This is a genomic window from Stenotrophomonas sp. Steno-Z10-BAI, assembly GCF_056393115.1.
In genome coordinates, this window is the sequence record NZ_JBWJOZ010000006.1 from 244,329 (window position 1) to 269,049 (window position 24,721).

Sequence of the window (24,721 nt, forward strand, 5' to 3'; positions counted from 1 at the left end):
GACCCGGCATTGCGTGGAGCCGGCCAGCGGCCGGCACTACCTGGGTCGCGTCTCGCGCAGCGTCCACATCACCGGCAGCACCAGTACCGCCACCACGGCGATCATCGCCCCGGGGGCCGACGACCAGCCGGTATGCCGCACCAGCAGTTCGGCCAGCAACGGCGTCGCGCCACCGAAGAACGCCGTGGCCATGGTGACGCCCAGTGCCAGCCCGCTGAGGCGCCCTTCGCCGGGGAACTGCTCGGCCGTGGCAGGGGCCGCCACCGCACTCACCCCACCGGCCAGACACGCCAGCACCACCGCCGCCAGCCCGATCGCCACGGTGCTGCCGCCGGCCATCACCGAGAACATCGTCAACGGCAGCAGCGCCGACAGCGCGGCCAACGCGATCAACACCGGGCGACGCCCGATCCGGTCGGACAGCGCACCGGCCAGTGGTGTCACCACGATCACTGCCACCGCCGCGACCGTGGACAGCCACAACGCCTCCGACTCACTCACCTGCCCCACCGAACCGAGGAACGCGGGCACATAGGTAATGCCGACGTAATAAGTGATCGAGCCCAGTGCGGAGATGGCAAAGGTGCGCGCAATCGCGGGCTTGTGATGCCGCCAGGTATCGCGGATCGGCGACGCCGGCACGGTACCCTCGGCTTGCTGCCGCTCGAACTCGGGCGACTCGTGCATGGTCGAGCGCGCCAGCAGGATCGCACCGGCCAGCGCCGCACCGACGAAAAACGGAATCCGCCAGCCCCAGCCATCCAGCTGCGCCGTGCTCAGCAGCGCGACGGTCAGCGCTGACAACGCCACCGCCAGCAGGGCCCCCACTTCGCTCGCGGCCGACGCCAATGAGGTCACCAGCCCGCGCCTGCGCACGGGTGCGGTTTCCAGCAGATAGGCGACCACGCCCGTGTACTCGCCGCCCACCGAAAAGGCCATCAGGCAGCGCAGCAGCAACAGCAGCACACCGGCAGCGGCGCCGATGCTCTCGAAGGTGGGCAGCAGCGCGGTGGCGAGCATCGCCACGGTCATCAGCAACATCGAGGCCAGCAGCATGTAGCGCCGCCCGAAACGGTCGCCGAGATGGCCGAACACCAGCGCCCCCAGGGGCCGCATCAGATACGACACCGCAAACCCGGCCAGGGTAGCCAGCAGCGCGTTCTCGCCGCCGCCGAAGAACACGCGCGACAGCACCGTGGCCAGATACAGGTAAAGGGTGAAGTCGTACCACTCCACCACCGTGGAGAGACCGGCGATGATCATCGAGCGCGTCTGCGGGCGCGCAGTGGGCGCGGTGGCGGCCGTGCTCAAGCCTGCATCCTGAAAACACGCAGGCCTTCGCGGCGCGGCAGTGGACGAGATCGCATCGAGGGACTCCCGGCCGCCTGGGCCGCATCTGGACGGCGACAGCCTACGCCAGTCGATCTGCACGCCGCGTCACAGCAGAGCGGTCGTGTCGCAACACGCCCTGCCTGCGCTCAGGCCACGGCCGCCGGCCGCACCGCACCCCGCCGATAGCTCAGCAGGCGGCCGTTGCCCGGCGCATTGCCTTCATCCTCGAACAGCCCCAGTTCCTCGGTCACATCGAAGCCCTGCAGGGCCATGCCACGCGAGAACGACCCCACGTTGCCGCGGCCGGGATCGGTGATCAGCAGCTCGGCATCGGGCTTGGCGTGCCGCAGCATCATCGCCGCGATCTGATGGGCATGCCCCCGTTCGTAGAGGATGTCGCTGCCGATGATCAGATCGAAGCGCCCCAGCGAACCGTCAGGGACCTCCCAGGGCAGGTCACGGTAGGTCACCGCGGGCAGGTCGTTGAGGCCGGCGTTGTAGGCCAGGAAGGATTCGGCCAGTGGATGGTGGTCGGTCGCCACGACATCCGCGCCGCGATGGGCCAGCACCAGGCTGGACAGGCCCAGCCCGCAGCCCAGCTCCAGGATCCGCTTACCGGTCACATCGAAGTGGCTCATGGTATCGGCCAGCGCGCGGCCGGCCGGCCAGATCTGACCGAACAGGCTCCACAGCGAGGAGTGGATGCCGGCCCGCTGGGCGCGTCCGGTGGGATCGGAAAACTGCTGCAGATCGCTGAGCGCGCGGATACGGAAGTCGTGACCGCCGACCGGGATGGTGAGAATGCGGGTGGTATAGCCCGGCATGAGCGCTCCGTGGGACACGGGAGCCTTCATTCCGCTGGCGGCATGAAGGACTCTGAGAAAGGAGCGAAGGCGATCAGGTGTCGATCGCGCAGGACGCGCGTACGTGCGTGTGGACCCATCCTACGCCATGGGCGAGGACCTGGCTGAACGCCTCGGGGACGCCTTGCGTGCGTTCGGCGCGGCCTTGCACCCGGCAGGCGCGGCGCCATGGCGCACCTGGCACACCGGGCAGAAAAACGTCCGCCGCCGGGTCGTGCCCGGGTAGGTCTTGCTGAGGGGGCCGCCGCAGTGGGGGCAGGTCCGTTTGGTGTGGACCAGCCAGTGCTGGCGCAGGACGAACTGCTGCTTCCAGTCCAGGAAATCGAAGCTGTACTGTCGCGCCTGTTTGATGATCTCGCCCAGCTTGCGCGGTGGCAGCGCGCCGACCGTGGATTCGGGATGCACACGCGTGCGGAACAGCACCTCGTTCTTGATGATGTTGCCGACGCCGGCAAAGAGGTCCTGGTCCAGCAGCGCGTCGCAGATCAACGTTTCCGGCTGCTGCTTGAGCTTCCTGCGCGCCAGCCCGGGATCCCAGGCCAGGTTCATCACATCCCCGCGCCAGTCGTAGGTGTCCTCCAGCGCGCCTTCGATGTACTTCACCGACGAGGCATAGATGTTGAGCTCGCCGTTGTCGAACTGCAGCGACACCCGCGGTGGCGACGGCTTGCGCTCATCGATGCGGTAGCTGCCGAACATCAGCATGTGCACGCGCAGGCTGAAGCCGCGGAACTCGATCAGGAAGTGCTTGCCCCAGCTGCGCAGCGCCACCACCCGCCGCCCTTCCATGCGGGTCAGGTCCAACGAACTGTTGCCGGTGGCCAGGCGCACGGTCTTGCCGCGGAACTTGGCGGCGGCCTCACGCAGGATGACGATGGAGGGACCTTCAGGCATGTCCGGGCTCCTGGAGGGTAGCGCCGCTCAGGATGTCCTGCAGCCGGGACGCATTGGCGATGGCGAACCCATGGGCGGTGTTGTCGAAGATCACCCAGCGCGCACCTGCTGTCCGCGCAGCAACCGTCCTGGCCAACTCCCGCAGTGCTGCGTCGTCATAGTCGCTGTAGTACATGCGTGGCGCGCCATGCCATCGCCAGTAGCGCCATCCGGCGTCACCGCCCGGCTGGGCGGCCTCGGGAACTCGCGCAGGGTCCGCGCCGACACGCCCGATCGCATGCCGCTGCAGCATCGCGTCGGCCTGCGGTGTGAACCAGGTGGTGTGGCGTGGCTCGCAGACCACGCGCACATCGGTGCGACGCCGCAGCATGCCGAAGAAGCCGGCCGCCACCCGCGCATCGAAGGCATGGCTCGGCGGCAGCTGCAGCAGCAGCCCGCCCAGCGTGCGACCCAGGCCGGCCGTCTCCTCAAGGAAGCGCTCCAGCGCCGGGCCGCAACCGCGCAGCGCTGCCTCATGCGAGATGGCCTTGGGCAGCTTCACCGAGAACCGGAACGTGGCCGGCACGCTCGCCGCCCAGCGTTCATACGTGCGCTGCTGGTGCGGCCGATAGAAAGAGGAGTTGATCTCAACCACCGGGAACCGCGTTGCGTAGCGCGCGAGCATGCTCTCGCCCGCGCCGGTCAATGCGGCGTAACGGCTGGGAATCGACCAGCCTGCGCATCCGATCTTGATCGACGAGGCAGGCATCGCTTACAGGCGGATCTCGCCGTCGTCCTCGCCCGACCAGTAGTGGATGCGGGTCGCCTTGACCTGGATCAGCACGATGCCGGGCGTATCCACGCCCTGCTTGAACCAGCGTTCCAGGTCCGGGACCCAATGCGCCTGAAGGATCGCGCGGTCGCGGCTGAGCGTGGCATGGCCTTCCACGGCCACGAACAACGGCGGCTTGCCCAGCAGCGATTTGCTGCCGGTGAAGGACAGCGCCACTTTCGGGTCGCGTTCGATCTCGGCCACCATGTCGGCACTGTCGAAGGCGAAGAAATAACTGTCGCCGTCGTAGTCCACGTCACCGTTGTTGCTCATCGGCCGGCCGGCGATCTCGCCGCTGGCGGTGTGGGTCTGCAGCATCGCGAAATCGATGCCGGCCATCTTCTTGGCCAGTTCGGGCAGGGTCAGAGTGGTCATGGAATCTCCGCAGGTCAGGGCTCGTGCGCCCAGCCTCCGCGCTGCCCGGTGACCGAGGCATGCACAGCCACTGGCGGAAATTTCACATGAGGTGATCCTCATCGGGCACGCATCCGCACACCATCAGCGCGATCGCAGCGTGATCAGGGTGATCTCGGACGGCACGCCGATACGCGCCGCGAAGCCCGGCCACAACCCGGCACCGTTGCTGACATACAAGGTCATGCCATTCACCTCATAGCGCCCGGACACAAAGCCGCCATTGGCGCGCTTGACCAGCTGGTCCATGCCGAGGATGTGGCCGCCGTGGGTGTGGCCGGAGAGCTGCAGCGCGACGCCCTTCGCGGCATTCGCGCGTGCCTCCACCGGACGATGGTCGAGCAGGATCACCGGCGCCTGCGGGTCCGCGCCGGCCAGTGTGGCGGTCAGGTCCGGCATTGGCAGGCCGTAGCGCGCGGCCACCGGATCGGTGACACCGGCGATGGTCAGCGTCGCACCGTCACGCTGGACCTGCGTGTGGGTGTTCTCCAGCACCTGCATGCCCTGCCCGCGAAAGGCCTGCATCCACTCGGCGTACTGCGCGTAATACTCATGATTGCCGGTGATCGCGATGACGCCATCGGGCGCGTGCAGACTGGCCAGAGGCGCGAAATCGTTGGCGCGGGCGCTGACGCTGCCGTCGATCAGATCCCCGGTGATCACCACCAGATCCGGATGCAGGGCATTGCTCTGGGTGACCACTTTCTCCACCCAGGCACCGGTGAGCAGGCGGCTGGCGTGGATGTCGGTGAGCTGCAGCACGCGGTAGCCGTCGAACGCGGCCGGCAGCCCGTCGATGGCGACCTCGATCTGCCGCGGCTTGGGAACCGCCATGCCCTGCCAGATGCCGTAGGCGGACAGCAGCAGCGCCAACGTGCCCGCTGCAGGGCGCAGCCACGCCGCGCGCAGCATCGGCAGCACGCGCTGCGCCCGGACCAGGCGCGCGATGAGCAGCAGCGCATCCAGCACCAGCACGAACACCGCACTGATCAGCAGCGTGGTGAAGCCGGTCGCGAGCACCGCGATCATCGCCGTGGGAATCTCGGGCGAGGCCATGGTCCCGGCGAACTGGGCCACGATCCGGTGGTGCAGCGCCAGTGCGACCACGAGCAGGCCCAGTACGATCCGCACCGGACGCGACAGCCGCAGCGGCCAGATCACGCGCCACACCAGATACAACGCGAGCAAACAGCCGATCACACTCAGCACAGGCACATCCTGGAAACGTGGGGGAATGGGCCTGCCGCATCGCTGCCGCCTCGCCCAGCCCTTTATCGTTGCCGAATCGCGCGGCGTGTTCCAGTGCAGGAGGTCGTGATGATTCAGGCAGAGCGCTGGCTTGCCTTCGCACGCGCTGCAGCGGCAAGGGGCTTCGCTGCCCGGTTGCGCGCGATCGCGGCGCGGATCAATGCCTTGATGCGGTCGCGTGGATCGTTTCGCCCTCGTGCAGATCGATGGCGCGACGGGTGCAGAACTCAGGGGAAGCGAACATCAATGCAATGTTATATTATTGCTTTTCTAGCACCCTGGTCCCCTCAGCGAGCGACTTCTGTCGGCTTGCGCTACCCCTGTCCTCACGGCTACTGAAAGGCACAAAGAGATGAGAACCAAGGCAATGGTGTCCGCCGTGCTGGCGACCCTGTGCGCCGGCGAAGCGCGCGCGCAGTCCAGCGATGCGGCAATCACGCTGGGCAGCGTGCACGTGCGGGAAGGCTCCCGCCGTCCCCTCGTCGCGAACCGCGTGCTGACCTCGGTGGATGTGCTGGGCGGCGACCAGGTGCATGAGAAGAACGTCTCCAACAGCTGGGAACTGCTTGGCCAGATGCCGGGCATGCAGCTGACCGAAACCCGCCAGGGCGCGGAATCCGGCAAGGCCACCTTCCGCGCGTTCAATGGCGAGGGCTACCTCAACGGCATCAAGATCCTGATCGACGGCATCCCCAGCAACGTCAACAGCGGCAACCAGCGCTTCATCGACATGGTGTTCCCGCTGGACATCGACTACATCGAAGTCGTGCGCGGCACCAACGACCCGCGCTACGGCCTGCACAACATCGGCGGCAACATCAACCTCGGCACCCGCCAGGGCGGCAACTACACCGATGCGCGACTCACCTACGGCAGCTACAACACCCGCGAAGCGCAGGTCGCGATCGGTCGCGAAGCGGACGGTGTCGCCCAGAACTACTTCCTGGCCTCACAGGCCTCCGATGGCTACCGCGACCATGACCGCTCGAAGAAGTACTCGCTCGGCGGCAAGTGGTTCTACAGCGGCGGCGAGGACCTGTTCACCATCGGCCTGATCGCACGGGTGTACCACCACGAGGCGGACGAGCCCGGCTTCATGACGGCTGAAGAGTTGGCCACTGACCGCCGCGGATCCGCGCTCAAGAATGCCAACGATCTCGACGACCGCGACATGCGCCATCTCAGCACCCATCTGGACCTGCAGCTGAGTGACACCGTGCATGTCAGCAACAAGCTGTACTACAACCGCTACGAGGACGATCGGCAGGTGACCTTCACCGGCTACGTGCCCGGCAACGCGCCGCGCCAGCGCCGCCAGTGGGACGAGAAACAGACCGGCCTGCTTAGCACGCTGACCTGGGCGGCCACGCCTGCGCTCACCGTCGAGGCCGGTCTCAACGCCGAGCATCAGGACAACACCTATCGCCGCCTGCGCTACAACCACGCCGTCCCGACCGACTTCTCGACCCCGGCGCGGATCCAGAACGATGACCGCTATTCCCTGGACAACCTCGGTGCTTACGTGCAGGCCGTGTATCAGCCCACCCCTGCCCTGAAGATCGTGCCGGCCTACCGCGTCGACCGCTTCTCCGGCAGCACCCGCCTGCCCGGTGGCATCACCGCCCCGCTGCAGCACTACGGCACGATCGAGCAGCCCAAGCTGAGCGTGGTCTATGCGATCACTCCGGCCCTGAACGTCTATGCCAACTGGGGCAGGACGTTCCAGGTACTGACCGGCTCCACCGCACCGGCCTACCTCACCGCCGGCCAGGCGACCTTCCGGCCCTCGATCAATACCGGCAAGGAGGTGGGCATCAAGTTCACCCCGGCTGTCGGCACCGACGCGCGCATCGCGGTGTGGCGCCAGGATGCCACCGACGAGGTCGCCAACATGCCCGCCACCGGCACCTCGGTCGGCCTGGGCCAGACCCGTCGCGAAGGCGTCGACCTGCAGGTCACCACGCGCCTGGGCGAGCAGTGGACGCTGTGGGGCTCGCACGCCATCCAGCAGGCCAAGGTGGTCAGCGCCTTCACCACCGACGGTACCGCTCTGGCCGGCAACGAAGTCATCGCCACGCCGCGCTACATCAGCAACATCGGCGTGGACTACCGCGCCAACGATCGTTGGACCTTCGGCCTGCAGGGCCGGATGCAGGGTGACTATTACATTGAAGAGCGCAACACGCAGGGCACGTTCGGCGCCTTCGCGGTGCTCGATGCCAGCGCGTCGTATCAGCTGTCCGAGCGGCTGAGCGTGGATGTGCAGGTGAAGAACCTGACCGGCCGCGAGTACGCGTATGCGTGGTACGACAACTTCTTCTGGGGCGGCGATGACCAGCCGATGTTCTCACCCGCACCGGGGCGCGCGGCCTACGTGTCGTTGAACCTGAAGCTGTAGGGCAGCCCGCCCCTCAGATCCAGCGCTGATCCAGCAGTTCGCGCTTGATGTAGGCGTAGAACACGGGCGCCGCGACCAGCCCTGGCAGCCCGAACGCGGCTTCCATCACCAGCATGGCGAGCAGCAGTTCCCACGCACGTGCCTGGATCTCCCCTCCGACGATGCGCGCGTTGAGGAAATACTCCAGCTTGTGGATGACCACCAGGTACAGCAGCGCGACCACGGCCACGTAGAACGACACCGACAGCGCGACGATGGTGATGACCGTGTTGGAGATGATGTTGCCCACCACCGGCAGCAGGCCGGCGAGGAAGGTGATCAGCACCAGCGTCTTGGACAGCGGCAGATGCACACCGAACAGCGGCAGCACCCCGAGCAGGAAGATGGCGGTGAACAGCGTATTGAGCAGGGAGATCTTCACCTGGGCAAACACCACCTGCCGGAACGCCGTGGCCATGCGGCTGGTGCGGCCGATCAGCTCCTGCGCCAATGGCCCCATCTTCGGCAGCGGCAGCTCGTCGTAGAGCGCGATCATCGCACCCAGCACCATGCCGATCAGGATCCGCACGCTGATCTGCACGGCCGACGTGCCGGCGATACCGAGCTGCTGGCGGTGGGTCGCCGCCCAGTCGTTCATCGCCGTGCGCAGCGCCTGCAGGTCTTCCGGGATATAGGGCTGCAGCAGGTCCGGCACCTGGTGGCGGGAGGTGTTGAGGATGTCCATCAGACGCATCAACAGCGCATCCGGCCCACCGGTCTCGTTGCGGAAGAACGAGGCGATGCCGATCGCCGCCAGGGTCAGCGCGCCGATGATCAACGCTGACAGCACGATCACCGAATAGGCCCGTGCGCGCCCGGGCGGCAACTTGCCCTCGACGGTGGAGGCCAGCAGATGGGTCAGGTGGAACACCAGCAGGCCCGACAGCAGGGTCACCACCAGCCCGAGTTTCAAGGTCAGCCACATGCCCAGCAGCATCAGCAACCAGGCCGCGATGCGGGCGGTGGGCGGCTTGGGCAACGCGGGGATCACTATGGACATGCGGGCGCATCCTGACGGGTGGCCCATGGTACTGCCCAGCGCCATCAAGAAACTGCGCAGGCCCACGCGAACGGGTTCAGCTCGCCGCCATCGCGCAGCGTCGGCCCGAGCTCGATGGCTGTCTGCATCGAGCACATTAAGCAGGCCACTTCGGCTGCAGAATCCCCGGCGCCTCGCCCACATTCAACGGTGCAGATGATGCTGTGTGCTATCTCTTCAAGGCGCTGGAGTACGTCATTCAATACGATTCAGCGATCAGAAATGAGACCACCATCTTGGCCCCGGCGCAGGTCACCATGTTAGTGTTTCGAGAAGCAAGCAAGGAGCTGTATCGATGACTGATGGAATCACCACGATGTCGACCATGCACACTTCGCACCATCCGATTGACCGTCTCGCAACGAGACCACATTTGGCACAACGGCAGAACGCCATCCAGCGCTCAATCAAGCCGATGGCACGCCTGAAGATCCCACCTTCGCTGTAATCGCCGCCGCCATCGCGGCCATCTGATCTCTTCATGACTGACGACGGCCGGTTCTTCATGAGCGAGATCGCCGCACGGTTGAGGGGCTGCGAAGTGCCACTCAATCATGGCCACGCGTATGGCTTTGATCTTCTGCACGCGATCATGGATACCTATGTAGGGCGGCACCCCGAACTGGTTTACACGCGTGACAGCGCTGTTGGCGATCTTCTGCTGCCGGCGGTTGCTGGCGTTGTGACCCGGTTGTCGACAGCACGGGAACTCATGGCCTATCCCGGCGTGCTCAGCTGCCAGATGAACGTTGCGATCGGCGATTGCATTCAACCGAAGCGATCGTCCGGATTCTGCGCCGGCTACGTGCAGGTCGAAGGACGGACGTCTGCCGAGGTCCAGGAGCGCATGCAACGGATCCTCGACGGCTTCGTCCTGGATGTTGCCCACACCCCTTCTTGAACGCCATGCAGGAGCAACGAATGAACCACTTGACCGCGCGGATGGCGCTTCTGGGTATCCCCGCCGTGCGCTGGGTCATAGTCAGCTGCCTGTTGGCGAACATCGGCGCTGGCATGGTGCTGCTTACCATGTCGTGGACGGTCGTAAACCAACACGCATCCGTATCCGCACTGGCGGGACTGATGGTCTGTTTCTGGCTGCCCTCCCTGCTTCTTGCCCCCGCAATCGGCCTGCTGGTCGACCGGGTGGACAGACGTCACATCGTCATGGCGACGAAGATCCTGCGCGTGGTTGCCCTTGTTGCTGCCGCTGCACTCTACATCAGGCACCCGGGCGTTGCTGCGCTGATGGCTCTGGCGTTCGTGATGGGTTCCTGTGCTGCCCTGTACACACCAGCCCTGCTGGCCATGGTCCGTGAGCTGGTCGACGACAGCAGGCTGCTGCATGCCAATTCCACGGTTGACATCGCATTCGAGGTTGGTTTCATCGTCGGCATGCCTATCAGCGGAGCACTCATGATGGTCGCTTCACCGGCGACGGTGCTGCTGATAACCGCGGGCCTTTTCGCAGCGGCATTTCTCTGCATGCTGTTCGTGCGCAAGGAACACCTGGAGTTCCGCTGCGATCCAATTAGCAAGGGCAGCTACTGGCAGGACACCCGTGACGGCGTCCGCTACCTGCTGGGAGAGCATAGGCTGGTACTGCTATACAGCATACAGATGCTTGTTTACGTCACTCTGATGACGACAAGCATCCTGCTTGCGCCGTTCGCCAAGGTGGTGCTGGATCTCAGTTCAGGCCAGTTTGGTGCAATCGAAGCGTCGCTGTCGGCAGGTGCCGTGATAGGGGCGTTCGTCCTCCCGGCTGCCGCCACGCGGTGGGGTTATGGTCCTGCGCTGGTGGCCGCGACGCTTGTAATGGCCCTCTCTTTTGCGATCTTTGCCCTGACCAGTTCGTTCTGGAAGGCATTCTTCCTCTACTTTGTGATCGGCACCTGTCTGGCCGCCTGGCCTGTGGTGACGACCGCCGCGCAGCGGCTTACCGAGAAGGGGATGCAGGGGCGTGTACAGACTGCGGCCAACGCGGTCTCCAGCGCTCTCATACTCGTCATGTATGGCCTGGTCGGCGGAGCCGGCGCCCATGTTTCCATCCGCTGGAGCTATGCTTCGGTCGTGATAATCTCAGCGGTGGCATGCGTCATTGCCTACTACGCGTACTTCGTCTGCAAGGAGCCCGTTGCAGACGCACCTGCGTAATGGAATCGATTGGGTGCATGGCTGCTGAGGCTGCGGTGCCACCGGCACCGGGGATGGACACGTTGCCCCGCCGCTTCGACCAACCGGCGCGTCGGGGTGCCAGGCACCGGACTGCCCTCACCTCCGCCCGGGCGAGGCAGTCGAGCCCCGCAGCATCAAACTGAAATCCAGCGTCTGCTGAAGCGGCACATCGACACGTTCGATGATCGCGAGCAGCAGGTTGACCGCGCGGGCACCGATCTCCCGCATCGGTTGCCTGATGGTCGTCAGCGGAGGCGTGAGGTAACGCGACGATGCCAGGTCGTCGAAGCCGACGACGGACAGATCACCCGGCACCCGGATGCCCAGATCCCGGCAGGCCGCCAGGACGCCCAGTGCCATCTGGTCGCTGAAACAGAACACCGCCGTCGGCACGGGCGCGCGCGTCAACAGCGACATCCCGGCCGCGTGCCCGGATTCGATGGTGAAGTCGCCCGGCACGACGCTCAACTGGCGCAGGCGGCCACGCGCCTTGGCAGCGGTCCGGACGCCTTCCAGTCGTTGCTGGTGCAGAGGATTGTCGCGCGGCCCACCGACCACGGCGATCCGCTCGTGCCCCAGCCCGTACAGGTGTTCCATCACGGCGCGCGCGGCGGCCGCGTTGTCGATGTGGACGCTGGGGATGCCCAGCGCGGGATCGAATTCGCATCCGTTGACCACCGGCGCGGCGGCGCCGCGCTGCTGGACGATCTCGCGCGCCGTCGGCGGCAGGCGATGGCCCAGCACGATCAGGCCATCGGCCTCGTTGCGCCGGAGCATCTGTGCGTAGCGCTCCTCGCGCTCGGGCCGGTTCTGGGTATCGCCGAGCAGGACAGCGTAGCCAACGGCCTGCGCCGCGTCCTCCGCGCCCTGCAGGATCTGGGCGAAGAACGGATTGGCGATGTCCGGCACGGTGACCAGGATCTTGCCGCTGCGCTGGGTCTTGAGTGTCCGGGCAACCGTGTTGGGGACATAGCCCAGCGCCGACGCCGCCTGTTCGATGCGCGCGCGCGTGGCCGGCAGGACTTTTTCCGGCCGGGACAGCGCCCGCGACACCGTGCCGGCGGAAACACCGACGTGCTTTGCGATGTCGTAGATGGTGGCCATGGCGTTACCTCTTCCTTCCGCTGTGCAGTGCACAACAGCTCTTTCGAATGCCCCTGCTAGGATAATGCAATCGATTGCATCGAGGGCGAATCCGCTTGAAAACGCTCAAGGGTCCAGCACTGTTCCTGGCGCAGTTCATTGGCGACACACCTCCGTTCGATCGGCTGGACACGCTGGCCGGATGGGCCGCGGGGCTGGGCTATTCTGGCGTACAAGTGCCTACCAGCGCTCCGGCGCTGTTCGATCTGGCCGAAGCTGCGCGCAGCCAGACGTATTGCGACGATGTGACCGGCATGCTGGGTGCACACGGCCTGCAGATCACCGAACTGTCCACCCACCTGCAGGGGCAGCTGGTTGCCGTCCATCCGGCCTATGACAGCCTGTTCGACGGATTCGCACCACCGGACAAACGCGGTGATCCCGCGGCCCGCCAAGCCTGGGCGGTGGAGCAGCTGCTGCTGGCCGCCAAGGCCAGCCAGCGCCTGGGGCTGACCGCGCACGCCACGTTCTCCGGCGCGCTGGCCTGGCCCTACTTCTATCCCTGGCCGCAACGCCCACCCGGGTTGGTGGATGAAGCGTTCGCCGAACTCGGCCGCCGCTGGCGTCCGATCCTGGATGCGTTCGACACCTGCGGCGTGGATCTGTGTTTCGAGATCCACCCGGGCGAGGACCTGCATGACGGCGCAACGTTCGAGCGCTTTCTCAAGGTGGTGGACCACCATCCCCGCGCGAAGATCCTGTACGACCCCAGTCACCTGCTGCTGCAGCAGATGGACTACCTGGGTTTCATCGACCGCTACCACGATCGCATCGGCATCTTCCACGTCAAGGACGCGGAGTATCACGCCAGCGCGCGCAGTGGCGTGTATGGCGGTTACCAGGACTGGATCGATCGTCCTGGGCGGTTCCGCTCGCTCGGGGACGGCCAGATCGACTTCAAGGCGATCTTCTCGAAATTCGCGCAGTACGACTTTCCCGGCTGGGCTGTGCTGGAGTGGGAGTGCTGCCTGAAGCACCCGGAAGACGGCGCGCGCGAAGGGGCCGCCTTCATCCGCAACCACATCATCCGCGTGACCGGGCGCGCCTTCGACGACTTTGCCGACAGCGGCACCGATCCTGGATCACTGCGTCGCATGCTGGGGATCTGAGCCATCACTGCCTGGGAGGGCAAGCCATGACGCACACCATGTCGCGCTTGGGCGCGATGATGTTTCTGCAGTTCTTCATCTGGGGGGCATGGTTCGTCACCCTGGGGACCTACCTAGTGCAGGGGCCGTTGCAGGCCAGCGCGAGCCAGGTCGCGACGGCGTTCCTCAGCCAATCGATCGGCGCCATCGTCGCGCCCTTCCTGGTCTGCCTGATCGCGGATCGCTACTTCGCGGCGCAGCGCATCCTCGCGGTACTCCACCTCGCTGGCGCGGCGCTGATGTGGCTGGCATCCACGGCGACGGACTTCAGCACCTTCTCCGTCTATGTCATGGGGTACATGCTGCTGTTCATGCCAACGCTGGCGCTGGCCAACAGTGTGGCGATGCGGCACATGCAGTCGCCGGAAAAGCAGTTTCCGCTCGTGCGGGTGGCCGGCAGCGTCGGCTGGATCGTGGCGGGCGTGCTGATCGGCTGGCTGGGCTGGGAACAGGCGCATCGGCTCGAGCTGACGTTCCGGATGGCGGCGATGGCGTCGCTGGCGCTCGGCCTGTATGCGTTCACGCTGCCGCACACACCGCCGCTGGCGCAACAGCGCGACGCCGGGCTGGGACAGATCCTGGGGCTGGATTCGCTGCGGCTTCTGAAGTCGCGCTCCTACCTGGTGTTCTTCCTGGCCTCCATCGCCATCTGCATCCCGCTGGCGTTCTACTACAACTTCACCAACCCGTACCTCAACGATCTGGGCGTGCGCGGCGCGGCCGGCCTGCAATCGCTGGGCCAGGTCTCCGAAGTGCTGCTGATGCTGGCCATGCCGTTCCTGTTCGTGCGGCTGGGAGTGAAGACGATGCTGGCGCTGGGCATGGCGGCGTGGGTAGTGCGCTATGCGATGTTCGCCTTCGGCGATGCAGGCAGCGGCTTCTCCCTGCTGGTGATCGGCATCGTGCTGCACGGCATCTGCTACGACTTCTTCTTCGTCACCGGCCAGATCTACACCGATGCGCATGCCGGCCCCGCCGCGCGCAGCAGCGCGCAGGGGTTCATCACCCTGGCCACGTACGGCGTGGGCATGTTGATCGGCACGTTCCTGTCCGGCGCGGTGGTGGAGCACTACACCACGGCAGCTGGCCCGGACTGGCAGCAGATCTGGCTCTTCCCGGCGGGCGTCGCGCTGGTCGTGCTGATCGCCTTCCTGCTGCTGTTCCGCGACCGGCCGGCGGTCGCGGCCGCCCCTTCCACACCCTGAGGACCGCACCCGATGCCAACGCTTGGAATCGCCATCATCGGCACCGGCATGATCGGCGCGGTGCATCGTCGCGCGGCGCTGCTGGCGGGAGCGGAAATCCGGGGCGTGGCCGCCTCGTCACCGCAGCGCGCACGCGACGTGGCGCAGGCATGGAATGTCCCGCGCGCCTATCGTGACATCGAAGAGGTGGTCACCGATCCGCAGGTCCACGTGGTGCACGTCTGCACGCCAAACCATCTGCACCGCGCCATGGCGCAGACGGCGCTGAAAGCGGGCAAGCACGTGATCTGCGAGAAACCGCTGGCCACCACACTGGAGGATGCCCAGGCGCTGGCCGCATTGGCCGCCTCGACCGGGCTGGTCGCCACGGTGCCGTTCGTCTACCGCTACCACCCGGTGGTGCGCGAGGCGCGCGCACGCATCGCGCAGGGCGAGCTGGGCCCGCTGCACCTGATCCACGGCAGCTACCTGCAGGACTGGCTGCTGGACCCGGCCAGCAACAACTGGCGCGTGGACCCGGCGCTGGGCGGCGCGTCGCGCGTGTTCGCCGACATCGGCTCGCACTGGTGCGACCTGGTGGAATGGGCCAGTGGCGAGCGCTTCGTCGACGTCAGTGCGGCATTCGCCACCGTGCTCGCCGAGCGCGGCGCCCTCACCGGCCAGAGCTTCACCCCGCCGGCGGCGGGCGGCGCGATGCAGGCCGTATCCAGCGAAGATGTGGCCGCGGCGATGTTCAAGACCGGCGCAGGCACGCTGGCGTCATTGACGGTCAGCCAGGTCTCGGCCGGACGCCACAATCGCCTCTGGTTCGAGATCGACGGCGCCCGGGCCAGCGTGGCGTTCAACCAGGAGGACGCCGAACGGCTGTGGATCGGCCGACCCGACCAGCGCGAGGAAACCTTCGTGCGTGGGCCAGGTGCCGGCAGTGCCGAACAACGCCGGCTGTCGGTGTTGCCGCCCGGCCATGCGCAGGGCTACGGCCACTGCTTCGAGGCGTTCGTCGCCGACACCTACCACGCCATCGACGGCGAGCGGCCACAGGGCCTGCCCACCTTCGAGGACGGCCTGCGTTCGGCGTTGATCGTCGACCGCGTGATTGCATCGGCCAGGTCCCGTGCCTGGACCACCATCGGTTGAATCCCGGGAGGATGTGTTGATGAACATCGCTACACGCAGGACCACCACCCTCGCACTGCTGCTCGTTGCCCTGCCCGCCTTCGCAGGCGCCCCGGCCGGTCCACAGCAGCCCATCGCAGTGCAGATGTACACGCTGCGCGACGCCGGCACGCTCGACCAGCAGTTGAAGATCGTGCATGACGCGGGCGTCGGCGCGGTGGAGACAGTCGGTACCCAGAATGTCAGCGCCGCCGAACTCAAGCACCTGCTGGACCGCTATTCGATCAAGGCCATTTCCTCCCACGTGCAACTGGCCGATCTGCGCAGCGACCTGGCCGGGGTGGTGGCCTTCAACCGCTCGATCGGAAACACCACTCTGGTGGTGCCGTACCTGGACGAGAAGGATCGGCCGACCGATGCCGCTGGCTGGACCGCACTGGGCCAGGAACTGGGCCGGATCGCGGCTGAGGCAAACATCCAGGGGATGCGATTGGCTTACCACAACCATGACTTCGAGCTGGTCGACTTCAACGGCAGAACCGGCCTGGAACTGCTGTTCGCTGCGGCCGGCCCCGACCTGCAGACCGAGCTGGACCTGGCCTGGGTAGCCCGTGCGGGCCATGACCCGGTGGTGATGCTGGGCAAATTCCGTGGCCACGTGTTCGCGGTACACGCCAAGGACAACGCACCCAGAGGCCAGGCCGAAGACGAGGGCGGCTTCGCCGCTGTTGGCCAGGGCGTGCTGGACTGGAACGCGATCCTGCCTGCCGCCGCGGCAGCGGGCGTGCAGTGGTACATCGTCGAGCACGACCAACCTCGTGATCCGGCCAAGGTCATCAAGACGGGCGCGGACTACCTGCGCCAGCACCTCACCGCTACGTTGCCCGCCAGCGCACCGCGCTAGCCCGCCAAGGAGCCGCACTTGAACAAGATCCTGACGCTGGCCCTGACGCTGTTCGGCACGGTGCTGGCCCCCACAGCGTGGTCCAACGATGACCCGGCCGCTGGCGCACAACTCTATGCCGTGCACTGCACGGCCTGCCACGGCGCGAATCGGGCCGGCATTCCGCCGACGTTCCCCGCACTCACCGATGTCGCCAAGCGGTTGCAGCCGGCGCAGATCAAGGAAAAGATCAGCAAGGGCGGCGGCTTGATGCCGCCCTTCTCCCAGCTGTCGCAGCAGGAAATCGACAATCTCGCCAGTTACCTGGCGAAATAAGCGGCCGGCGACCACGCCGGCCGTGTGCCACTACAGCTCGCGCACCCAGATATTGCGGTAGCTGACCTTCGAATCATGTTCCTGCAGGGAGAGCGGCGCGCACGCATGGGGCGAATACGAGGGCGCGCCGATGTACTCGGTCTTGCCCGCCAGCACGGTGTCGTCCTGCACCAGCACGCCGTTGTGCAGGACGGTGATGCGCGCAGGCGATACAAGCCCACCGCCCACTGAGAAGCGCGGTGCCTTCCAGAGGATGTCGTAGGCCTGCCACTCGCCCGGCGCGCGCGAGGCGTTCACCAAGGGCATGGCCTGCTTGTAGATGGCGCCGGCCTGGCCATTGGCATAGGTCGGGTTGTTGTAGCTGTCGAGCACCTGCAGCTCATACAGTTCCTGCAGGAAGATGCCGCTGTTGCCCCGGTTCTGGCCATCGAAACCCGTGGTTTCGACGGGCGTGCGCCACTCGACATGCAGCTGGACGTCGCAGAAGCGCTGCCGGGTACGGATGCCCTTGCTGCCCGGAACCACCGTGAGCGCGCCATCGGCGACGCGCCAGGGCACGCGTCCGCCCTGCTCCGACTCCCAGGCCGAGACGTCCTTGCCATCGAACAGCACGATGGCGTCGGACGGCGCCTTTCCCGGCGGGGTGGTCACCGTTGCAGGCACGGGCGTCCATACCTCGGTCTTCGCCGGATCGTGCGCGGGATCGGCACCGGCCTGCGCGAGCGCGGGTGCGGCAACCAGCACGGCGGCGGCGATCAGCACAGGCGTGATCATTCTGTTGCGCTCCATCAGCTGGTCCCCCACGCCGGCGTACCGGGGATATAGGCGAGGTCGCCGTCGTAGCGCCCCGGCACCGCGACGTAGCGCAGCACTTCAGTTGCGCCGACCTTGGAGGTGAAGAAACCGAAGATGGTCAGCTGCTTGAACATCGTGAAGTAATGCGGCATCGGCTCTCCTTCCTCGGCGGTACCGGTCGCGGTGACCTCGACCGCGTGTTTCCTGGCCTCAGCATCCAGCGCGCGCAGCAGTTCGGTGCGGGCCTGCGGCGCAAGTGAAACGAAGCGGCCGCCCGCGCGTTTGTCGATATCGGCCAGGCCGGCGCGGAACGTCGCCTGCTGCCGGGCGGTGTAGCAGTCGCTGACGAACGTCGCCATGAACGCACCGGCGCCTGCGTCTTTCGCCCCCGGCGTTGTCGTCCGCGGCAGGATGGTCTCGGCGATCTCGTCCAGCGTGCCGACATCGGCATCGGAGAACAGGGCTTTCGCCGTCGCGGCCGGGGGCTGTGCCTGACCGAGCGCGGGCAGACCGATCATGGCCGCACCGGTGGCGGCGACGATCATCTTCAGCAGTTCGCGACGATCCATCAGAGATTCCCCGCTTTCAGTTCGCGTGCGGCATGGTCGGCGGCCCGCGCCGTCAGCGCCATGTAGGTCAGCGAAGGATTCACGCACGCGCTGGACGTCATGCAGGCACCGTCGGTCACATAGACGTTGGGCGCATCCCAGACCTGGTTGTGCTGGTTCAGCACGGACGTCCTGCGGTCACGGCCCATGCGCGCGGTCCCCATTTCGTGGATGCCCTTGCCTGGCGCGTAGTCATTGTCATGCATCTCCACCTCTTTGACCCCCGCGGCCTCGAGCATCTCGGCAGCATCGGCGGCCATGTCCTTGCGCATGGCCAGTTCGTTGGCGCGCATGGAGACATCCATCGCCAGCACCGGCAGTCCCCACTTGTCCTTGCGGTCGCCGTCCAGGCGGATCGTGTTGTCGTGGTGCGGCAGCATTTCGCCGAAGCCGGTCATGCCGATGCGCCAGTCACCGGGCACGGTCAGCGCCTCCTTCAGGTCGGCACCGATGTTCAGCTCGGCGATCTCGCGCGACCATCCCGTGCGGCTGGCACCGCCCTGGTAGCCGAAGCCACGCAGGTAGCGGCGCTTGTCCGCAGCCACGTTGCGGAAGCGGGGAATGTAGAAGCCGCAGGGACGACGGCCGAAGTAGTACTTGTCCTCATAGCCCTCGACCCGGCCCGAGGCGCCCGCACCGAAATGATGGTCCATCACGTTGTGGCCCAGCTCGCCCGACGATGCGCCCAGCCCGCCATCCCACACATCGGTGGCGGAGTTCATCAGCAGCCAGGTGGAGTTGAAGGAGGACGCATTGAGGAAGATGACCTTGGCCGTGTACTCATAGGTCTGCCCCGTCTCGGCATCGATGACCTCCACCCCGCGCGCACGCTTGCGGTCCTTGTCGTAGAGCACTTCCTTGACGATCGAGAACGGCCGCAACGTCAGGTTGCCCGTCTTCATGGCCGCCGGCAGCGTCGCCGCCTGTGTCGAAAAGTACGCACCGAAGGGACAGCCAAGAATGCACTTGTTGCGGTACTGGCAGTTGACCCGACCCTGCTCGGGCAATGGCTGGGTGATGTTGGCGGTGCGCGAGTGGATCATGTGCCGGGTTCCGCCGAAGGCCTTCCTGATCCGCGCGGCCACGTCCTTCTCGACGATATTGAGCGGAATCGGCGGCAGGAACTGGCCGTCCGGCAGCACATCCAGACCTTCGCGGGTGCCGGCGATGCCGGCGAACTTCTCCACATGGTCGTACCAGGGTGCGATGTCGGCGTACCGGATCGGCCAGTCGGTGGCGATGCCGTCCTTGAGGTTCGCCTCAAAATCCAGGTCGGAGAAGCGATAGCTCTGCCGGCCCCACATCAGCGAACGCCCGCCGACGTGGTAGCCGCGGAACCAGTCGAAGCGCTTGGTCTCGATGTAGGGCGATTCCTGTTCGTCGGCCCACATGCCCTGGAGATTCTCGGCCAGCGCGTAGTCGCGCATCAGCACCGGGAAGGCGGCCTTCATCGCCTGGGTTGGTCGGTTGCGGTGCGGGAAGTCCCACGGTTCCTTCATCGCATTGACGTAGTCCTTCACGTGTTCGATGTTGCGCCCGCGTTCCAGCATCAGGACCTTGAGGCCCTTCTCGGTCAGTTCCTTGGCCGCCCAACCGCCACTGATTCCCGAGCCAACGACGATCGCGTCGTAATGATTGTCTGCCATGGATCTCTCACCTGGTGGATATCGTTTCAGACGTCGCAGAGGCGGATCGCCTCGCGCAGCGAGCCGACGGGATCCGGTGCCGCAGGCATGAATTCCTGCGCCAGATATCCGTCGAAACCGGTGTCGCGGATCGCGCGACAGATGGCGGGGTAATTGAGTTCCTGCTGGTCCCCGATCTCGTGCCGGCCCGGCACGCCCGCCGTGTGGTAATGCTTGAAACAGGCGTGATCCCTGCCGATGGTGGCGATGATGTCGCCTTCCATGATCTGCATGTGATAGATGTCGTAGAGCAGGCCGAAATGGTCCGAGCCGAGCCGCTGGCACAGCGCCACGCCCCATGCGGAGGTGTCGCACAGGTAGTCGGGATGATCGACCCTGGAGTTCAGCAGCTCCATCACCAGCACGACGTTGCGTTTCTCGGCGTGCCGGAGGATGCGCTTGAGCCCCGCTTCGGCATGGGCCATGCCTTCCTCGGGGTCCATGCCGTTGCGATTGCCGGAGAAGCAGATGAGGTTGCGGTAGCCGGCATCGGCGACCAGATCGATGTGCCGCGTGTAGCGCTCCACCAGTTGGTCGTGGAACTCGCGGCCGGCAAAGCCCTTGGTCAGGCCCAGCTCCGCACCGTTGCACATCGAGCTGTCCACGCCATGGGCCTTCAGCGTGGGCCAGTCCTCCGGGCCGACCAGATCGATGGCAGCGAACCCGATGTCCTTCACCGTCCTGCACAGTTGCGCGACCGACTGCTGCGGAAAGGTCCAGCGGGCGACGGAGTGCTTCAGGTTGCCCCTGAGCGGCGCGGCCGCGGCAAACGCCGGCAGCACGCCCGCAGCACCCAAACCAAGGCTCGCGGCGGCCGCCAGGCGCAGTGCATCGCGCCGCGTGAGCCCCGGCCCCGATACCGGCGCCGGTCTGATCGAATGGATGGACATCCGTCTTCCGGCCTCCCAACCGGTATCAAACGCTGACGATCCGCTGCAATGCAATCGATTGCACCATAGAGGAGGAACTGATTTTTTTGCAAGACGCGGTGCACGAAAACGCATGCTGCGGGGCACAACGCGCGTGATGCCTCTCGCCGCGTTCGTGCGATGGGAGGGCGGCGTGCCACGTAGTCGCGTTCACCGGGCTGCGGCAGGACAGCGCCGCCGCCCAGCAAGCATGCGCTCATCCCCGGCGATGCATTGCCTGGCGCAACTGCTCGCGGGCCTCCGGATCGGCCTCGATCATGCGCCGCAGCGAGCGATAGACATACGCGCGGCAGAGCCCCGGCCAGGCGACCAGCAGATAGACAGCGCCGGCGATCAGCCACGCATTGGGTGCCTGCTTCATCAGGCCGGTGTAACCACCGGTCGCGGCCACTGCCAGGATGACCAGCAGCACCCAGCGGAACCAGCGCCAGAACCGCATTCCCCAGTCGACATTGAGCACGTGCTTGAGTTCCTGGTCCGTCAGTCGCATGCCGTCACTCCTCCCTTGAGTTGTGACCCATCGTGCCACGACCAGAGATCGAAGACCGGCGCCAGACCAGCAGGAACCAGAACGTCCCGTGCAGAAAAGAAAAACCCCAGCAAGCACAGTGGCTTGCTGGGGTTCTATTTACACCCGTAAAAATCAGAAATCAAAAGGGGTCTATCCACCAATGCTCCGGAAAGACACCATTTACCCCTTTGAAATCATTGGCTTAGATAAATAAACACCACAACTGGCTATACCCTTTTGTCACGAATCATCCCTTGGCGGCCCCACCGCGGCTTCAAACGCAACAAAATTGCTCCAATCATTAGGAGCCACCTATACAAAGCGTATGAGCCGCTCAGAGCTGTTGAACGCTCAACCACCCGCGCGATAGTCCGGCAGGTTGGGCTGGTGCCTCGACTGCCAGTCGCTACCGGAACAGACTCCGCACGTCCGCGCGTTGAATGTAACTAGACTCATGTCAGAACACTGGAGGAGCTCGCCCTGGATCGCTGACTGGATCCGAAGAGGCACACGCAGGAGGCGTCCCGCGGCGCCAAATTGGGGCTAGAGCTCCAGGGAGCTCAGATCGCGCGAGGTGAACCTTGCCGCCGTGGCATCATTGAGCCCGTCTTGTCACACAAAGATACGAAATGTCCATTATATTGGACATTTCGTATTCGTTGTGACGTATTACGGACCTTGACCTGACCGTTTTTACGGACACCTGGTCAATCATGTGTATAATAACGGACATGAAAGATGTCATCCTCCTCCGCCTTGCTCACCAGATCCGGAGCATGCGCGTCCAGCGTGGCCTAAGCCAATCGGCCTTAGCTGCCGCCGCCAGCGTGAACCGAAAAACGATCATCGAGCTGGAGAAGGGTGCAGCCGGGATCGCGCTCGGTACCGTGGTGGCGGTGTTGGAAAGCATGGGCGGCGAACTAAGCGTAGTGCCTGCCTCCAAGCCCACCACGGTAGAACTGCGGTCGCTGCTCGGGCTGGCGCCACCTCATGCCATGTACGGACATCACGCGCCTGGGAAGAAGGTGGCCGCAGACAGTGCCGTGCAAGGTCCCCGTCGGCGGCGCGTGACCGCTAGTGGCAAGACCGAGCCGGGCCAGCCGATAGGGAGCAAATGATGGTCAAGCGCACAAGCATGACGGTGTCCACGCCCCAGGGTCTATCGGGGCAGTTGGACTACGTGGGCTACTACGCCTTCAACTACGCGCCAAGTGCCCTACCCCCCTCCGCTGTCTCGTTGGGTATGCCCGTACGCATGGAGCCGTATGAAGACAACGAACTCATGTCCATCTTCCAAATGAACCTTCCGGAGGGCCATATGCTGGAGATGCTTCAGCGTCGGTTTGGGAAGACATCCACGCTTGATCCCATGCTCCTTTTGGCGATGGCGGGTGGTGAAGCTGGCATTGGCCGTGTCTTTGTCACAAGCCCTGAGTTCACCCCCGGTGCGGCGATGGGCATTGAACTTTCTCAGTTGCTGGCAGACCAAGGAACAGGCGATTTGTTCCAAGAACTGACCGACGCCTACCTGATGCGGTCAGGCGTCTCTGGCATGCAGCCGAAGCTTCTGGTCCCAGAGCAATCAGGGGCAGTATTCGGAAAGGCACTTCTGCCCACACGAGAACTCATCGTCAAGACCGAAGGCGCCCACTTCCCCGGTTTGGCCATCAACGAATACCTATGCATGTCCATCGCCAAGGAAGCTGGTATTCCGGTACCGGATTTTTTCCTTTCAGCAGACAATAAACGATTTGTCATGCGGCGATTTGATCGCACGCAGGCAGGGGCACCAATAGGCTTTGAGGACATTGCGGTCCTTGCGGGACTCAACGCAAGCTGGAAGTACAGCCTCAGCTATGAGCAGGTTGCCCAGATACTCAATGCCTACTGCTCGGTGGAGCATCGGCGGGCGGCGTTGGCGCAGCTATTCGACCAAGTCGCACTGTCAGTATTGGTCGGTAACGGTGATGCGCACCTGAAGAACTTCGGCGTGACCTACGAGAATCCTGCACAGGACACCGTGAAAATGTCGCCGGCCTACGATATCGTCTGTACCACCTGCTACCTTCCCAGTGATGTGTTAGCGCTGACCTTGAATCACCAGAAGGGTCTGTTGGCAGCAAGGGTGGATTTGGAAGATTTTGGGAAGAATAGCTGCAAGGTTGTCGACCCGCTCGCTCGGATCGCCCGGCTGGTGGAGGCTATGCATGTGGTCATGTACACCGAAAGCGATCGAATTGACCAGGTCCCAGGGTTACGACAATGCTTCGAACCTTCGCTAGCGCGGTTCGAAAAATTGGTGACCGGGCACCCCCCGTGCTTGCTCGACTCGTAGACCACCCACTGGCCGGCAACGATTGGCCTAGTTCCAATTACAACGCTGACACTATGCCGGTGCAGGTCCATTTGTGTATGAGGGCCTGCTACTAAACGGAGTGCGGCAGACGGAGGAGCCATGCAGTGCGCTTTCCGCTGCCGCGGCAGCTGGAAAAACTCCGAGCACCCGCTACCTGATCAACTCTCAGATGCTGTCTAGAGACATCCACAGCCCAGCGCGATCTACCATCGATCCTTTCTAGGCCAATACTCACTTTGCCCCTGAGCGCGGGTCAAGGCCTCTTTGAGCGCCTGAACTCTAGCCTCCGTAGCGCCGTCTTCAATCAGATCTTCGCAGGCGCTCTCAAGCGCCCAATACACGCGGGCCGCCTTGTTGATGTAGTCCAGCCAGCTGTCCAGCTCCTTGGACGCCGGGAGAGTTGAAGCGTGTACGTGTTTCGCAAGATCGGCGGACATATCTCGTAATGCAGTTGCCAAATCCCAGGAGTCAGCGTGCGTAGACATGAGCAGGGCACCTGTTTTAAAACGCTTGGAAGAATGTGCTACTCGATTGATATTGCCCTGCGCGATCCACGCCGCGCGGCCATCTGAGGCCGCATCCTGTGGCCCCGGCTCAACGCCCCCTTTCTGGGAGGGCTGTCCATTATCCCGCGGCGCTTGGCAATCAGAGCCACTGACCGCCGATATCGGCCTTCAGCCAAAATCGGGCACTCAGACGGACAGCGCCTGCCTACCGCGGCTCGGGCGGTTCAGACAAGCAGACAAGCAACTCAAACACCGAGAGCATACACTGAGTACTGACTGTGCAA

Annotated in this window: 23 protein-coding genes; 10 read left to right on the top strand and 13 right to left on the bottom strand. The window is 64.9% G+C overall.

Annotation, left to right across the window (positions count from 1 at the left end):
- Window positions 1–36 precede the first annotated feature (36 nt).
- The 6 genes from AC06E9_RS15670 to AC06E9_RS15695 form a co-directional block, all read right to left on the bottom strand.
- On the bottom strand, window positions 37–1,263 hold the full coding sequence (locus AC06E9_RS15670) for an MFS transporter (protein ID WP_461770926.1): 1,227 nt from the start codon (window positions 1,261–1,263) through the stop codon (window positions 37–39).
- 215 nt (window positions 1,264–1,478) lie between these two features.
- Window positions 1,479–2,156: a class I SAM-dependent methyltransferase gene (locus AC06E9_RS15675; RefSeq protein WP_121043308.1), complete on the bottom strand. Its 678-nt coding sequence runs from the start codon at window positions 2,154–2,156 to the stop codon at window positions 1,479–1,481.
- A 120-nt stretch (window positions 2,157–2,276) separates the two neighbouring features.
- A complete protein-coding gene (locus AC06E9_RS15680) occupies window positions 2,277–3,089 on the bottom strand; it encodes a DNA-formamidopyrimidine glycosylase family protein (protein ID WP_478056372.1) in 813 nt (270 codons plus the stop codon).
- Window positions 3,082–3,837, bottom strand: a complete 756-nt coding sequence (locus AC06E9_RS15685; RefSeq protein ID WP_121043302.1) for a DUF72 domain-containing protein — start codon at window positions 3,835–3,837, stop codon at window positions 3,082–3,084. The genes AC06E9_RS15680 and AC06E9_RS15685 overlap by 8 nt, the downstream gene beginning before the upstream one ends.
- A gap of 3 nt (window positions 3,838–3,840) precedes the next feature.
- Window positions 3,841–4,275: a pyridoxamine 5'-phosphate oxidase family protein gene (locus tag AC06E9_RS15690; RefSeq protein WP_478056373.1), complete on the bottom strand. Its 435-nt coding sequence runs from the start codon at window positions 4,273–4,275 to the stop codon at window positions 3,841–3,843.
- Between the two features lie 123 nt (window positions 4,276–4,398).
- Window positions 4,399–5,523, bottom strand: coding sequence for a metallophosphoesterase (locus tag AC06E9_RS15695; RefSeq protein ID WP_478056374.1), 1,125 nt, complete (start codon window positions 5,521–5,523; stop codon window positions 4,399–4,401).
- A gap of 391 nt (window positions 5,524–5,914) precedes the next feature.
- Here AC06E9_RS15695 and AC06E9_RS15700 point away from each other — a divergent pair, with 391 nt between their 5' ends.
- Window positions 5,915–7,960: a TonB-dependent receptor gene (locus AC06E9_RS15700; RefSeq protein WP_478056375.1), complete on the top strand. Its 2,046-nt coding sequence runs from the start codon at window positions 5,915–5,917 to the stop codon at window positions 7,958–7,960.
- Between the two features lie 13 nt (window positions 7,961–7,973).
- Here the strand turns inward: AC06E9_RS15700 and AC06E9_RS15705 are convergent, their stop codons facing one another.
- Entirely contained in the window at window positions 7,974–8,999 is a 1,026-nt protein-coding gene (locus AC06E9_RS15705; RefSeq protein WP_121043289.1) for an AI-2E family transporter, read from the bottom strand.
- 520 nt (window positions 9,000–9,519) lie between these two features.
- Between AC06E9_RS15705 and AC06E9_RS15710 the strand changes: the two genes are divergently transcribed.
- The gene (locus tag AC06E9_RS15710) at window positions 9,520–9,939 is read left to right on the top strand and encodes a hypothetical protein (RefSeq protein WP_478050389.1); all 420 of its coding nucleotides are present in this window, start codon (window positions 9,520–9,522) and stop codon (window positions 9,937–9,939) included.
- A gap of 20 nt (window positions 9,940–9,959) precedes the next feature.
- A complete protein-coding gene (locus AC06E9_RS15715; RefSeq protein ID WP_462091015.1) occupies window positions 9,960–11,195 on the top strand; it encodes an MFS transporter in 1,236 nt (411 codons plus the stop codon).
- A gap of 117 nt (window positions 11,196–11,312) precedes the next feature.
- Here the strand turns inward: AC06E9_RS15715 and AC06E9_RS15720 are convergent, their stop codons facing one another.
- Window positions 11,313–12,320: a LacI family DNA-binding transcriptional regulator gene (locus AC06E9_RS15720; RefSeq protein WP_152153630.1), complete on the bottom strand. Its 1,008-nt coding sequence runs from the start codon at window positions 12,318–12,320 to the stop codon at window positions 11,313–11,315.
- Between the two features lie 95 nt (window positions 12,321–12,415).
- Here AC06E9_RS15720 and AC06E9_RS15725 point away from each other — a divergent pair, with 95 nt between their 5' ends.
- Genes AC06E9_RS15725 through AC06E9_RS15745 form a run of 5 tightly spaced genes read left to right on the top strand, consistent with a single transcriptional unit; the run spans window position 12,416 to window position 17,047 of the window.
- A complete protein-coding gene (locus AC06E9_RS15725; RefSeq protein WP_478056376.1) occupies window positions 12,416–13,468 on the top strand; it encodes a sugar phosphate isomerase/epimerase family protein in 1,053 nt (350 codons plus the stop codon).
- 26 nt (window positions 13,469–13,494) lie between these two features.
- Entirely contained in the window at window positions 13,495–14,712 is a 1,218-nt protein-coding gene (locus AC06E9_RS15730; protein WP_478056377.1) for a nucleoside permease, read from the top strand.
- A 12-nt stretch (window positions 14,713–14,724) separates the two neighbouring features.
- Window positions 14,725–15,849: a Gfo/Idh/MocA family protein gene (locus AC06E9_RS15735; RefSeq protein ID WP_478056378.1), complete on the top strand. Its 1,125-nt coding sequence runs from the start codon at window positions 14,725–14,727 to the stop codon at window positions 15,847–15,849.
- A 19-nt stretch (window positions 15,850–15,868) separates the two neighbouring features.
- Window positions 15,869–16,732 carry a sugar phosphate isomerase/epimerase family protein gene (locus AC06E9_RS15740; protein ID WP_478056379.1) on the top strand — a complete coding sequence of 288 codons (864 nt, stop codon included), beginning with the start codon at window positions 15,869–15,871 and terminating at the stop codon, window positions 16,730–16,732.
- A gap of 18 nt (window positions 16,733–16,750) precedes the next feature.
- Window positions 16,751–17,047, top strand: a complete 297-nt coding sequence (locus AC06E9_RS15745) for a c-type cytochrome (protein ID WP_428999472.1) — start codon at window positions 16,751–16,753, stop codon at window positions 17,045–17,047.
- Between the two features lie 30 nt (window positions 17,048–17,077).
- Here the strand turns inward: AC06E9_RS15745 and AC06E9_RS15750 are convergent, their stop codons facing one another.
- The 5 genes from AC06E9_RS15750 to AC06E9_RS15770 all read right to left on the bottom strand — a co-directional run bounded on the left by AC06E9_RS15750 (window position 17,078) and on the right by AC06E9_RS15770 (window position 21,554).
- Window positions 17,078–17,821, bottom strand: a complete 744-nt coding sequence (locus tag AC06E9_RS15750; RefSeq protein ID WP_478056380.1) for a 3-keto-disaccharide hydrolase — start codon at window positions 17,819–17,821, stop codon at window positions 17,078–17,080.
- A gap of 14 nt (window positions 17,822–17,835) precedes the next feature.
- Complete coding sequence (locus tag AC06E9_RS15755; RefSeq protein ID WP_478056381.1) at window positions 17,836–18,411, bottom strand: gluconate 2-dehydrogenase subunit 3 family protein; 576 nt, start codon at window positions 18,409–18,411, stop codon at window positions 17,836–17,838.
- Window positions 18,411–20,096, bottom strand: coding sequence for a GMC oxidoreductase (locus AC06E9_RS15760; RefSeq protein ID WP_478056382.1), 1,686 nt, complete (start codon window positions 20,094–20,096; stop codon window positions 18,411–18,413). The genes AC06E9_RS15755 and AC06E9_RS15760 overlap by 1 nt, the downstream gene beginning before the upstream one ends.
- Window positions 20,097–20,122: 26 nt before the next feature.
- Window positions 20,123–21,025, bottom strand: coding sequence for a hydroxypyruvate isomerase family protein (locus AC06E9_RS15765; protein WP_478056383.1), 903 nt, complete (start codon window positions 21,023–21,025; stop codon window positions 20,123–20,125).
- A gap of 235 nt (window positions 21,026–21,260) precedes the next feature.
- Window positions 21,261–21,554, bottom strand: a complete 294-nt coding sequence (locus AC06E9_RS15770) for a hypothetical protein (RefSeq protein WP_478056384.1) — start codon at window positions 21,552–21,554, stop codon at window positions 21,261–21,263.
- Window positions 21,555–22,306: 752 nt separating this feature from the next.
- Here AC06E9_RS15770 and AC06E9_RS15775 point away from each other — a divergent pair.
- Both AC06E9_RS15775 and AC06E9_RS15780 read left to right on the top strand, forming a co-directional pair.
- Window positions 22,307–22,693 carry a helix-turn-helix domain-containing protein gene (locus AC06E9_RS15775; protein ID WP_172407555.1) on the top strand — a complete coding sequence of 129 codons (387 nt, stop codon included), beginning with the start codon at window positions 22,307–22,309 and terminating at the stop codon, window positions 22,691–22,693.
- Complete coding sequence (locus AC06E9_RS15780) at window positions 22,693–23,910, top strand: type II toxin-antitoxin system HipA family toxin (protein WP_172407554.1); 1,218 nt, start codon at window positions 22,693–22,695, stop codon at window positions 23,908–23,910. Before AC06E9_RS15775 ends, AC06E9_RS15780 begins: the two co-directional genes overlap by 1 nt.
- Window positions 23,911–24,721: the final 811 nt, after the last annotated feature.

Excerpts from the sequence above, each read along its gene's own strand:
- AC06E9_RS15670 (WP_461770926.1), bottom strand. The coding sequence starts at position 1,263 with ATGATCATCGCCGGTCTCTCCACGGTGGTGGAGTGGTACGACTTCACC.
- AC06E9_RS15675 (WP_121043308.1), bottom strand. The coding sequence starts at position 2,156 with ATGCCGGGCTATACCACCCGCATTCTCACCATCCCGGTCGGCGGTCAC.
- AC06E9_RS15680 (WP_478056372.1), bottom strand. The coding sequence starts at position 3,089 with ATGCCTGAAGGTCCCTCCATCGTCATCCTGCGTGAGGCCGCCGCCAAG.
- AC06E9_RS15685 (WP_121043302.1), bottom strand. The coding sequence starts at position 3,837 with ATGCCTGCCTCGTCGATCAAGATCGGATGCGCAGGCTGGTCGATTCCC.
- AC06E9_RS15690 (WP_478056373.1), bottom strand. The coding sequence starts at position 4,275 with ATGACCACTCTGACCCTGCCCGAACTGGCCAAGAAGATGGCCGGCATC.
- AC06E9_RS15700 (WP_478056375.1), top strand. The coding sequence starts at position 5,915 with ATGAGAACCAAGGCAATGGTGTCCGCCGTGCTGGCGACCCTGTGCGCC.
- AC06E9_RS15705 (WP_121043289.1), bottom strand. The coding sequence starts at position 8,999 with ATGTCCATAGTGATCCCCGCGTTGCCCAAGCCGCCCACCGCCCGCATC.
- AC06E9_RS15710 (WP_478050389.1), top strand. The coding sequence starts at position 9,520 with ATGACTGACGACGGCCGGTTCTTCATGAGCGAGATCGCCGCACGGTTG.
- AC06E9_RS15715 (WP_462091015.1), top strand. The coding sequence starts at position 9,960 with ATGAACCACTTGACCGCGCGGATGGCGCTTCTGGGTATCCCCGCCGTG.
- AC06E9_RS15720 (WP_152153630.1), bottom strand. The coding sequence starts at position 12,320 with ATGGCCACCATCTACGACATCGCAAAGCACGTCGGTGTTTCCGCCGGC.
- AC06E9_RS15730 (WP_478056377.1), top strand. The coding sequence starts at position 13,495 with ATGACGCACACCATGTCGCGCTTGGGCGCGATGATGTTTCTGCAGTTC.
- AC06E9_RS15735 (WP_478056378.1), top strand. The coding sequence starts at position 14,725 with ATGCCAACGCTTGGAATCGCCATCATCGGCACCGGCATGATCGGCGCG.
- AC06E9_RS15740 (WP_478056379.1), top strand. The coding sequence starts at position 15,869 with ATGAACATCGCTACACGCAGGACCACCACCCTCGCACTGCTGCTCGTT.
- AC06E9_RS15750 (WP_478056380.1), bottom strand. The coding sequence starts at position 17,821 with ATGATCACGCCTGTGCTGATCGCCGCCGCCGTGCTGGTTGCCGCACCC.
- AC06E9_RS15755 (WP_478056381.1), bottom strand. The coding sequence starts at position 18,411 with ATGGATCGTCGCGAACTGCTGAAGATGATCGTCGCCGCCACCGGTGCG.
- AC06E9_RS15760 (WP_478056382.1), bottom strand. The coding sequence starts at position 20,096 with ATGGCAGACAATCATTACGACGCGATCGTCGTTGGCTCGGGAATCAGT.
- AC06E9_RS15765 (WP_478056383.1), bottom strand. The coding sequence starts at position 21,025 with ATGTCCATCCATTCGATCAGACCGGCGCCGGTATCGGGGCCGGGGCTC.
- AC06E9_RS15770 (WP_478056384.1), bottom strand. The coding sequence starts at position 21,554 with ATGCGACTGACGGACCAGGAACTCAAGCACGTGCTCAATGTCGACTGG.
- AC06E9_RS15775 (WP_172407555.1), top strand. The coding sequence starts at position 22,307 with ATGAAAGATGTCATCCTCCTCCGCCTTGCTCACCAGATCCGGAGCATG.
- AC06E9_RS15780 (WP_172407554.1), top strand. The coding sequence starts at position 22,693 with ATGGTCAAGCGCACAAGCATGACGGTGTCCACGCCCCAGGGTCTATCG.